Annotated in this window: 10 protein-coding genes; 1 reads left to right on the top strand and 9 read right to left on the bottom strand. The window is 44.9% G+C overall.

The genetic code is table 11. The annotated features are described in order from the left end of the window. Positions 1–31 precede the first annotated feature (31 nt). From mdh to B1A98_RS13805, 4 genes are all read right to left on the bottom strand, one after another. Positions 32–970 carry a malate dehydrogenase gene (mdh, locus tag B1A98_RS13820; protein ID WP_041114003.1) on the bottom strand — a complete coding sequence of 313 codons (939 nt, stop codon included), beginning with the start codon at positions 968–970 and terminating at the stop codon, positions 32–34. A gap of 82 nt (positions 971–1052) precedes the next feature. Continuing rightward, complete coding sequence (gene icd, locus B1A98_RS13815; protein ID WP_255211750.1) at positions 1053–2342, bottom strand: NADP-dependent isocitrate dehydrogenase; 1290 nt, start codon at positions 2340–2342, stop codon at positions 1053–1055. 86 nt (positions 2343–2428) lie between these two features. Beyond that, the gene (gene citZ / locus B1A98_RS13810; RefSeq protein WP_063383740.1) at positions 2429–3547 is read right to left on the bottom strand and encodes a citrate synthase; all 1119 of its coding nucleotides are present in this window, start codon (positions 3545–3547) and stop codon (positions 2429–2431) included. Positions 3548–3831: 284 nt separating this feature from the next. Beyond that, the gene (locus B1A98_RS13805; RefSeq protein ID WP_087903769.1) at positions 3832–4287 is read right to left on the bottom strand and encodes a DUF441 domain-containing protein; all 456 of its coding nucleotides are present in this window, start codon (positions 4285–4287) and stop codon (positions 3832–3834) included. A gap of 105 nt (positions 4288–4392) precedes the next feature. Between B1A98_RS13805 and ytvI the strand changes: the two genes are divergently transcribed. Continuing rightward, positions 4393–5523 carry a sporulation integral membrane protein YtvI gene (gene ytvI / locus B1A98_RS13800; RefSeq protein WP_041097744.1) on the top strand — a complete coding sequence of 377 codons (1131 nt, stop codon included), beginning with the start codon at positions 4393–4395 and terminating at the stop codon, positions 5521–5523. Between the two features lie 121 nt (positions 5524–5644). Here ytvI and B1A98_RS13795 read toward each other — a convergent pair whose 3' ends face one another. The 5 genes from B1A98_RS13795 to accD form a co-directional block, all read right to left on the bottom strand. Further along, positions 5645–6031, bottom strand: coding sequence for an FxsA family protein (locus B1A98_RS13795; protein WP_063383739.1), 387 nt, complete (start codon positions 6029–6031; stop codon positions 5645–5647). Positions 6032–6204: 173 nt separating this feature from the next. Further along, positions 6205–7965 carry a pyruvate kinase gene (gene pyk / locus B1A98_RS13790; protein WP_063383738.1) on the bottom strand — a complete coding sequence of 587 codons (1761 nt, stop codon included), beginning with the start codon at positions 7963–7965 and terminating at the stop codon, positions 6205–6207. A 28-nt stretch (positions 7966–7993) separates the two neighbouring features. After that, on the bottom strand, positions 7994–8953 hold the full coding sequence (pfkA, locus tag B1A98_RS13785; protein ID WP_041097751.1) for a 6-phosphofructokinase: 960 nt from the start codon (positions 8951–8953) through the stop codon (positions 7994–7996). A gap of 284 nt (positions 8954–9237) precedes the next feature. Then, positions 9238–10188, bottom strand: coding sequence for an acetyl-CoA carboxylase carboxyl transferase subunit alpha (gene accA / locus B1A98_RS13780; RefSeq protein WP_063383737.1), 951 nt, complete (start codon positions 10186–10188; stop codon positions 9238–9240). After that, on the bottom strand, positions 10185–11057 hold the full coding sequence (accD, locus tag B1A98_RS13775; RefSeq protein WP_041097755.1) for an acetyl-CoA carboxylase, carboxyltransferase subunit beta: 873 nt from the start codon (positions 11055–11057) through the stop codon (positions 10185–10187). Before accD ends, accA begins: the two co-directional genes overlap by 4 nt. Between the last annotated feature and the right edge of the window lie 70 nt (positions 11058–11127).

Genomic DNA, 11127 nt, shown 5'->3' with positions numbered 1-11127 from the left:
TTCAACTGGCGGTTTTTGGCATACCTATTTATTAAGAGAGAACACTCATTACGCTTCGTACGGAATCAACCGACTTTTGCAAAGCGGCTTTCTCATCTTCCGTTAATTCCAGCTCGATGACTTTTTCGATACCGCCTTTACCAAGAATCGTTGGTACGCCCAGGTAAAGTCCTTCATGGCCATATTCGCCTTCAAGATAAGCGATGGCAGGCAGAATGCGGCGCTGATCTTTCAAGATCGCTTCTGCCATCTCTACAAGAGAAGCGGCAGGCGCATAATATGCAGACCCATTGCCGAGAAGGGAAACAATCTCGCCGCCGCCTTTGCGCGTCCGTTCAACGATAGCATCAAGACGGTCTTGCGGGATGAGTGTTTCCAGCGGGATGCCGCCTGCATAAGAATAGCGCACAAGCGGAACCATATCGTCGCCATGACCGCCAAGAACGAAGCCTGTAATATCTTTCACAGACAGGTTCAATTCTTGCGCCACAAATGTGCGGAATCGTGCAGTATCAAGCACGCCTGATTGGCCAATTACACGGTTTTTCGGGAAACCTGATTCTTTAAACACAGTATATGTCATCGCATCCGCAGGATTTGTTAACACGATGATGTGACAATTTGGAGAGCTCTTTACGATTTCAGCAGTCACAGCTTTCATTACCTTTTGGTTGGTTTGCACTAAATCGTCACGGCTCATTCCTGGTTTGCGCGCTACACCGGCTGTAATGATGACAAGGTCAGAGTCCTTTGTATCTTCGTAGCTCGATGTACCAATAATATTTGTATCAAACCCTTGTACAGGGCTTGCTTCAAGCATATCAAGCGCTTTTCCCTTCGTTGGCCCTTCCGCTTGCGGAATATCGACTAGAACAACATCTCCCAACTCTTTTTGTGCAAGCAAGAATGCTGTAGTGGCTCCTGTGAAACCGGCTCCGATGACAGAAATCTTTTTACGTTTTAAAGACATGAGAAAGTTCCCCCCTTAAAGTTAGGTAGAGTATACACTTCATGTAGCATCGCCCTTTTTCAAAGGACGATAAGGCTGTCTATTAAAGGTTTTTAATTAATTCATCAGCAAACTCAGAAGTTTTCACTTCAGTTGCACCTTCCATTAAACGGGCAAAGTCATAAGTAACAACTTTAGATGCAATTGTTTTTTCTACAGATGCAGTAATCATGTTGGCTGCTTCATTCCATCCTAAGTGCTCAAGCAGCAATACGCCTGAAAGCAGAACAGAAGATGGATTTACCTTGTCAAGACCGGCATATTTCGGAGCTGTGCCATGTGTTGCTTCAAAAATAGCATGTCCTGTTTCATAGTTGATGTTAGCTCCCGGAGCAATTCCGATTCCGCCAACCTGTGCAGCAAGTGCGTCAGAAATATAGTCTCCGTTCAAGTTCATTGTTGCTACGACATCAAACTCTTTCGGACGAGTCAAAATTTGCTGAAGGAAAATATCTGCAATCGCATCTTTAATGATGATTTTGCCGGCTGCTTCTGCATCAGCTTGTGCTTTATTAGCTGCTTCTGTGCCTTGCTCTTCTTTTATTTTGTCATATTGAGCCCAAGTAAATACTTTATCGCCGAATTCTTTTTCAGCTAGCTCGTAGCCCCAGTTTTTAAACGCGCCTTCTGTGAACTTCATAATGTTACCTTTATGTACTAAAGTAACAGATTTGCGTCCTTCTTTAATCGCATAGTTGATAGCTGAACGAACTAAGCGAGTTGTTCCTTCTTTAGAAATTGGCTTAATGCCGATACCTGAAGTTTCAGGGAAGCGGATTTTATTAACGCCCATTTCATTTTTCAGGAATTCAATGACTTTCTTCACTTCATCGGAGCCCTCTTTGTATTCGATGCCTGCATAAATGTCCTCTGTGTTCTCACGGAAGATCACCATGTCTGTGTCTTCAGGACGTTTGATTGGAGAAGGTACTCCGTCAAAATAACGCACAGGGCGCAAGCAAACGAATAAATCCAATTCCTGGCGAAGCGCCACATTCAATGAACGGAAACCGCCGCCAATTGGTGTTGTTAATGGACCTTTAATCGCGATTAAATACTCGCGAATAAGCTCTAATGTTTCTTCAGGAAGCCATTCGCCTGTTTTGTTGAATGCCTTTTCTCCTGCGTATACTTCTTTCCACTCAATTTTCTTTTCGCCATTGTATGCTTTCTCAACAGCTGCATCAAGCACGCGGGAAGCTGCTGCCCAAATGTCCGGGCCAATTCCATCTCCCTCGATAAACGGGATTACTGGATGGTTTGGTACATTTAAAACTCCGTTTGATACAGTAATTTTTTCGCCTTGTGTCATGAAAAATACCTCCAATTCCATAATCAAAGGTTAGAGGCCTGCGCCGTCTAACCTTTGTTACTCAATTTATATTACACCAATTTTTTTGGCTTTTGTAAATATTAGAATTACTTGCGCTCGCCAATCGGCACGTACTCCTGCATGCCAGGTCCTGTGTACTCAGCACGCGGACGGATCAGGCGGTTGTTCGCATACTGCTCTAGAATATGCGCAAGCCAGCCGGATACACGGCTTACCGCAAAGATAGGCGTGAACAAATCATGTTCAATGCCCAAGCTGTGGTAAACAGAAGCTGAATAGAAGTCAACGTTTGGCGGAAGCTTTTTCTGGCTTGTCACCAGCTCTTCAATTTGCGTAGACATCTCGTACCATTGCTTCTCTCCAGTTAATTCTGTCAGCTTTCTTGACATTTCCTTTAAATGCTTGGCACGCGGATCGCCTTGACGATATACACGGTGGCCAAAGCCCATGATTTTCTCTTTATTGTTTAACTTATTTAAGATATAAGGCTCTACGTTATCAACAGAACCGATATCTGTGAGCATTTTCATTACTTGCTCATTTGCTCCGCCATGAAGCGGTCCTTTTAATGCAGAAATAGCTGCTGTTACACCGGAATATACATCAGATAAAGTGGCTACGCAGACGCGAGCGGTAAAAGTGGAAGCATTCAATTCATGATCCGCATGAAGAACAAGCGCTTTGTCGAACGCTTCAATTTCTACAGCCTCTGGTTCTTTTCCGGAAAGCATGTATAAGAAATTTTCTGCTAAACCGAAATCCTTGCGCGGTGCAATCGGCTCTTCTCCTTTGCGGATACGGGCAAAAGCGGTAACAAGCGCAGGAATCTTTGCTTGCAGACGGATAGCCTTGCGGTAATTAGCCTCCTCGTTCATTACATCGGCTTCTTCATCGTATAAACCAATTAATGAAACAGCTGTTCGGAGGGCGGCCATTGGATGGACTTTATCAATTGGATACATTTTAAAGTGGTTAATTACTTCTTGAGGAAGATCATAGCTGTCTGATAATTGCTGTTTTAACTCGTCCAGCTCTGCTTGTGTAGGAAGCTTGCGATGCCACAGCAGATAAATTACCTCTTCAAAGCTGGCATTTTCAGCTAAATCATCAATGTTATAGCCTGCATATGTAAGGGTATCATCAATAATTGAGCTTACTGAAGATGTTGTTGCTACTACTCCTTCTAATCCACGAGCGGTCGTCATAATCATTCTCTCCTTCGACTGTTAATTTCCCCCATTGCTTTTTTTTGAAACCACTTTATCAACTGAGTGTTTGCTCGGTAAGGTTCCATGTAAAACACGAACAATATAAAAAGATTGCGCTTTCACCTGCTATTATAAACAATAAATTGGTGTTTGTGAATGAAAAGTGTCTAAAAATCTACAAATTCGTCATGGTTTCTCAACAAAACATGGGAAAAAAACATGTTATACTAATAAATTATTTTTCTTACTTTAATTATTATACATCGGAATGGATGGAATTTCTATTGAAACCACTCGATAACTTTCATCGCTGTATACGCAATGCCTGCACCGATCAGCGGACCGACCGCTACACCATTGAAAAGGGCAACTGCTGCAATGGTTCCGAAAACAAGCGCTGTCGTAATATGAGGATCTTCCGAAAGCAAAACGACACCGTTTTTGCCTAGGAGGGCGACAAGCACTCCCGCGATAAGAGCAATCCACGCATACGGTGATTTCAACGACTCCCCCAATTCTTTAAAACCGATTTCTCCTGTTGCAATTGGAACAAGCACAGCAATGGTAATAATCGCTACCCCCCAATTAATTCCCTTTGCCTGTACAGCAGCAAACACCTTGTCATCAAGCCCGACGGCTTTCAGCACAAGCAGGAAGATAACGGCAATAAGCAAAGACTGATTTTTCGCAATCACACCAATCGCAAGAAGCATGATTAAAAATAAATAAGGCTGCATCTCTTTCTCCTTTCTTTTCATGCAATTTTTGTCGTTATAAAACGAGCTATTTTTCTTTCTATGCCCGTCCCAGCTTGATACAATGTCAACAAAGGAGGTGGGCTCGTGCATCCATCCAGCTGGCAAAGACTGATACGGCTATTCATTGTGGTGGTTTCCGCTGTCTTACTTATCCTCTCCTTATATTATATCGCGAAAATAACCTATCCATTTATCATCGGGTTTGCTGTTGCCTTTCTGATTAAGCCGTTCATCCGCTTTCTAGAAGTAAAGCTCAGACTGCCCCGGGCCGCAGCTGCAGGTACAGCGATTCTTCTTATCCTGGCTGTTTTCGCGGGAGGAATGACGCTTCTTATCGCTGAAATTGTATCGGGAGCGAATTACTTTGCTTCAGTCGTCCCCCGTCATATCTATGTGGTAGTCGAGCAAATAGAGACTATATTTGCCTCACAGGTCATCCCTCTCTATGAACGGGCTGCTGGCATATTTCATTCACTGGATACAGGCCAGCAGGAAACCATCGCCTCAAATATAAGGGAGGCTGGCGAACAGGTCGCTTCGACGGCAGGAGCCTTTATACAAGACTTCTTTTTAAAGCTTCCTAAGCTGATTTCTTGGATTCCCAGCTTTGCGACCGCATTAATTTTCTCATTTCTTGCTGCTTTTTTCATCAGTAAAGATTGGGAAAGCCTTCAGCAGCGGACCGTTCATTATTTGCCTCTGAAGGCAAGGACAAGCTTAAGCAAAGTGTTTTTTGCTTTAAGAAAGGCTTTATTTGGCTTTTTGCGTGCACAATTCACGCTGATTTCCATCACCACATTTATTGTGCTTGCCGGATTGCTTATTTTGCGGGTTAATTATGCCATTACACTCGCCCTTGTCGCCGGACTGGTTGACTTGCTGCCATATCTAGGCACCGGGACGCTATTTGTTCCATGGATCATCTATGAATTTATTGCCGGTGAGACCGGACTCGCCATTGGCCTGACCGTACTGTATGTCATTATCATCGTCCAGCGGCAGATCATGGAGCCGAAAGTATTGTCTTCAAGCATTGGACTTGATCCTTTGGCTACACTAATTGCTTTATTCGTAGGCTTTAAGCTCGCCGGTTTTTTCGGTTTAATTCTCGGTCCTATCGCCCTGGTTATTATTAATGCGCTGCACAACGCCGGCGTATTTATCGATCTGCGCGATTATATTATGGGCAAAGAGGTTCCTCCGGCGGCAAAATAAAAAACGTCAGCGTCCCGCTGACGTTTTTTATTTATGCAACATGCTTTCTTTCTCAATCTTCAGCTGGTGGTTGACACCTAAACAAGTGAACACCGGCAAAATAAGCAGGCCGGAATTTAGTTTATTTCATAATGATAATATTATTATTTTGGAACGAGCGGCGAAACAGACCGAGCAAAAGCGGCTGCAGCCATCGTCTTGTATAAGGAAGCAGGAGCAAAAATCCTGAAATATCCGTAACAAATCCCGGGGTTAATAACAACAAACCGCCAACTAAAACACAGACACCATCCATGACTGCCTCTCCAATAAAACGGCCGTTCTGAAGGTCTTCCCGAAGCTTCAATACTACATTCATCCCTTGTTTTTTAGCAAAATAGGCGCCCAAAAAACCGGTTGCTAAGATAAGTAAAAACGTCGGCAAAATCCCGATCGCCTTTCCGGAAAGCATCAACAGGCTAATTTCAAGTGCAGGGACAATAATAAAAATAAACAATAAATATCGCAACGGATTTTCTCCTTTTTAAACAATTTATGTTCCTTTTCATTGTATCATTCCCCTGAGGGTGCCGGCAAAATATAAGGCTGTCTTCCTTTTCTTGCCTAGCAGCGCCCCCGATTCTGCACTAAAAAGGCTCAACAGCTGGTCATTTCTGTGCTGTTGAGCCTTTTCGCTAATGGTTAAAGGACGTTAGCATGTCCGTTATAAATAATTCCTCTGGCGGCATCTACGGTAATTTCCTGTCCGTCTTTTAAAGCAGCCGTTGCTTCTTCGACTCCGACGAGAACTGGTATGCCCAGGTTGATGCCAATAACTGCGGCATGGCTTGTCAAGCCGCCCTCTTCCGTAATTAAAGCGGCGCACTTTTCAATAGCCGGGACCATATCCCTGTCGCTGCCGATGGTTACGAGAATATCCCCTTCTTCAACTTTCTCAAGGGCCTCTGCGGCATCTTTGGCAACGACAACCTTCCCGTAAGCTGACTTGCGTCCAATTCCCTGGCCTTTCATCAAAATATCGCCGATGATATGGATTTTCATTAAGTTTGTCGTGCCGGACTCGCCTACTGGAACGCCGGCAGTGATCACGATGAGATCTCCGTGTTTGACAAGACCTGTACTTAAGCTTTTTTGTACAGCGAGTTCAAGCATTTCATCTGTCGTTTTCACTTTCGGACCAATATTTGGGAATACTCCCCAAACAAGCGCCAGGCTTCGCGATACGCGCTCACTGGATGTAACAGCGACAATTGGCGCCTTTGAGCGGTAGCGGGAAATCATACGTGCGGTATGTCCGCTCTCTGTTGGCGTCACAATGGCCTTTACATCTAAATTATTCGCTGTGTGGGCAACTGATTGCCCAATGGCATCGGTCATCGTGTGACCGCTCGCTTTGCTGCGCGCTGATAGAATTTCTGAGTAATTTAATGCTGTTTCTGTGCGGTCAGCGATGCTGTGCATCGTCTGTACAGCTTCAAGAGGATACATGCCTGCCGCTGTTTCCCCTGAAAGCATAATCGCATCTGTTCCATCAAAAATCGCATTGGCCACATCACTTGCCTCCGCACGTGTCGGACGCGGATTGCGCTGCATGGAATCAAGCATTTGTGTAGCTGTGATTACCGGCTTGCCAAGAGCATTGCAGCGCTGGATCAATCGTTTCTGCACGAGCGGCACCTCTTCTGCAGGGATTTCTACACCTAAGTCGCCCCGCGCGACCATTAAACCGTCAGATACCTCAAGGATGCTGTCAATATTATCGACTCCTTCTTGATTCTCGATCTTCGGGATAATTTGAATATGGTTAGCGCCGTGACGCTCAAGCAATTCATGAATTTCCAAAACGTCAGATGCCCGGCGGACAAAGGAAGCAGCGATAAAGTCAACATCTTGTTCAATGCCAAATTTAATATCTTCTGCATCCTTTTCAGTGATCCCCGGCAGGTTAATCGAGACTCCAGGAACATTTACACCTTTTTTGTTTTTTAGCGTGCCGCTGTTCAGTACCTTAGTTGCAATTTCTCCCTTTTGCTTATCAACCTTTATCACCTGTAGGGCAATTAAACCATCATCAAGCAAGATTTTTCCGTCCGGCTCAATATCATTAATTAACCCTTCATATGTAACAGAGAATTTTTCCGGGGTGCCAAGCACTTCGTGCATAGAGACGATGACCTCGCTGCCTGCAGCCAATTCAATTGCATCGTTCTCCATGTTATGTGTGCGGATTTCAGGACCTTTCGTATCTAATAAAATCCCCACTGTCTTTCCGGCTTTCTTTGCTGCTTCACGAATGTTTTTAATACGCTGGGCATGCTCTTCGTGATTGCCGTGCGAAAAGTTCAAGCGGGCAATATTCATTCCTGCTTCCATCAGTTTTTCAAGCATGGATGGACTTTCGCTTGCCGGGCCAATGGTACATACAATTTTTGTCTTTCTCATCTTCTGAGAGCCTCCTCATAAAAATCGATTAAATAGATAACTCTTTCGCCAACCGGGAAATATTCAAATCCAGCTTGTGCGGAATCGCCAGCGCTTCAATAATGTCATAGTCAACCAGCTCGTTCCGCTCAATGCCCACAGCGCGGCCGCCTTTTCCTTTCAATAAGAGCTCAACCGCTTTAGCACCAAGACGGCTCGCAAGCATTCTATCGGCTGCCGTAGGAGATCCTCCCCGCTGCATATGGCCCAAAACTGACACTCTCGTATCAATCCCGGTCATTTGCTTTACTTTTTCCGCAAATTCATTGCCGCTCATTACTCCTTCAGCAACGATGATAATGCTATGTTTCTTTCCGCGCTCCAGTCCTTTAAGGAGCCGATCCTTAATTGACTCCATGTCAAGCGGATCTTCAGGAATTAAAATGGTCTCCGCTCCTCCCGCAAGACCAGCCCATAACGCCAAGTCGCCCGCATCTCTTCCCATTACCTCTATAATAAACGTGCGCTCATGAGAGCTGGCTGTATCACGGATTTTATCAATGGCATCAATAATTGTATTTAAAGCTGTGTCAAAGCCGATCGTGAACTCTGTCCCTGGAATGTCATTATCAATTGTTCCAGGAACACCTACGCATGGATAGCCAAGTTCGGTAAGCGCCTTTGCTCCGCGGTAGGAGCCGTCTCCGCCGATCACCACAAGCCCCTCAATACCATGTGCCTTCAACTGCTTTAAGCCTTTTTCCTGCCCTTCTGGTGTTTGAAATTCAGGGCATCTTGCTGAACGGAGAATCGTTCCTCCCCGATGAATGATGTCACCAACAGAGCCTACTTCCATTTTGTGAATATTGCCCGAAATTAATCCTTGATATCCTTGATAAACGCCATACACCTCCAAGTCGTGGTAAATGGCTTTGCGGACAACAGCCCGGACAGCTGCATTCATACCTGGTGCATCACCGCCGCTTGTCAATACTCCGATGCGTTTCACATGGACCCCTCCATCTCTCGACAGTATATGTACTCTTATAAAATAACAGAAAGGTCTGACCTTCACAACGTTTATAAAGTTACTGAGCAGATTAAGGAGAACGAAAGATTGCAGGAAATTTTCAACTACTCTCTAGGTGTATCTGCTTTTCAGCAGTCAACGAAAACAGCCTTCTTCATTTCGGCCGGTTTATAACTGTTCTAAAAGCCGTTTGACTTAAAAAAGAACGTGCCTCCGCCTTTCGCTGCACGTTCTTTTTCCCGATTTCTATTTGCCTGAAACAATTAGAGAGTATACTCTCCGATTTGCTTATACTTCATATAACGTTCGTCCAGTAATTCCGGAACAGATAATTGAAGCAGCTCTTCAAGCGCCGGCTTCAACGTTTGATCAATTAATGCCGCCTGTTGGGCAACATTCCGGTGTGCGCCTCCGCTAACTTCCGGAATAATGGCATCAATGACTCCCAGTTCCTTTAAATCGCCTGCTGTAATTTTCATCGTTTCCGCTGCCCGTTTCGCTTGGGCCGCATCTTTCCAAAGCAGAGCAGCAGCCCCCTCAGGAGAAATAACCGAGTAAGTAGAGTTTTCGAGCATAAATAATTTATCGCCGATCCCCAAGGCAAGCGCTCCGCCGCTTCCGCCTTCACCGATAACGATACAAATCACCGGAACCTCCATGCCAGCCATTTCAAACAGGTTCTTGGCGATGGCTTCGCTTTGTCCGCGCTCCTCTGCAGCTTTCCCTGGATAGGCGCCTTTCGTATCAATTAAGCAAATAATCGGACGCTTAAACTTTACTGCCTGATTCATTAACCGCAGCGCTTTCCGATACCCTTCAGGATGAGGCATGCCAAATGTACGCTTAATATTCTCCTTCGTATCGCGTCCGCGCTGATGGCCAATGATAGTGACGGGCATGCCGTGGTATTTCGCTACTCCGCCGACAATCGCTCCATCATCGCCAAACAATCTGTCGCCGTGAAGCTCCATAAAATCCGTAAACAGGTGGCCAATATAATCAAGCGTTGTCGGCCGTTCCGGATGACGGGCCATTTGTACGCGGTCCCATGGCGTCATGCTTTCGTAAATATCTTTTTCAAGCTTTTTCAAGCGCTGCTCAAGCTTCTCAATTTCTTCCGTTAAATCCACATCTGAAGTCGATGTAAATTCCTTTAGTTCAGCAATCTTCCCTTTTAGCTCCAACACTGGTTTCTCAAATTCTAAACCAATCATGCCAGTTCACCCCCCTGTTGATGAATATCAAGTAAAAAGGCGATTTTCTCCTTCATCTCATGACGGTGAATGACCGCATCAAGCTGACCATGCTTTAATAGAAATTCGGCTGTCTGGAAATCTTCCGGCAGCTTTTCATGAATGGTCTGTTCAATAATCCGTCTGCCAGCAAATCCAATAAGCGCTCCCGGTTCTGCGAAGTTATAGTCTCCAAGAGAGGCAAAACTTGCAGATACGCCGCCCGTTGTAGGATGTGTCATGACTGAAATAATCAATCCGCCGTTTTCACTGAAACGCTTTAAAGCTACACTTGTTTTTGCCATTTGCATTAATGAGAGCACGCCTTCTTGCATGCGGGCGCCTCCTGAAGCAGTGAAAATAATGAATGGCACGCCTCTTCTGCCTGCTTCTTCAATCGCTCTTGTAATTTTCTCACCCACTACTGATCCCATGCTTCCCATGCGGAAGTTAGCATCCATAATGGCCACAACTGTCTCGAAACCTTCCACACGGCCAACGCCGGTTAACACAGCTTCATTCATTTTTGTCTTTTGCTTATCCACATCTACTTTTTCTAAGTAGCCCGGGAAATTCAGCGGATTAGTTGAAGTCAGCCCGGCGTCAAACTCTTGGAATGTCCCTTCATCGATAAAAGAATCACGGCGTTCAACAGCTGTCATCCCATGATGATGGCCGCATTGCATACACACATTTAAATTCTTCTTTAGCTCTTTTGTATACATGATCTTCTTGCACTTCGGGCATTTCTGCATAATGCCTTCAGGGACATCCTGCTTGCTTGCTTCTGTAGGTATCGTCGCATACTTTTTCTTTTTTGGTTTTTGTTTGTTAAATAGATCTTTAATCAAGTTGCATCCTCTCCCTATAAAAAGCTTAAACCTAGTTATGTGACTTGTTGAGACGGACAGCAAAAAAACA

The sequence above is a fragment of the Pseudobacillus badius genome (genome assembly GCF_002189605.1).
GTDB classification, from domain to species: domain Bacteria; phylum Bacillota; class Bacilli; order Bacillales; family Domibacillaceae; genus Pseudobacillus; species Pseudobacillus badius.
The sequence above is the reverse complement of the archived record's forward strand: the minus strand, read 5'-3'. Positions and strand labels throughout refer to the sequence as shown.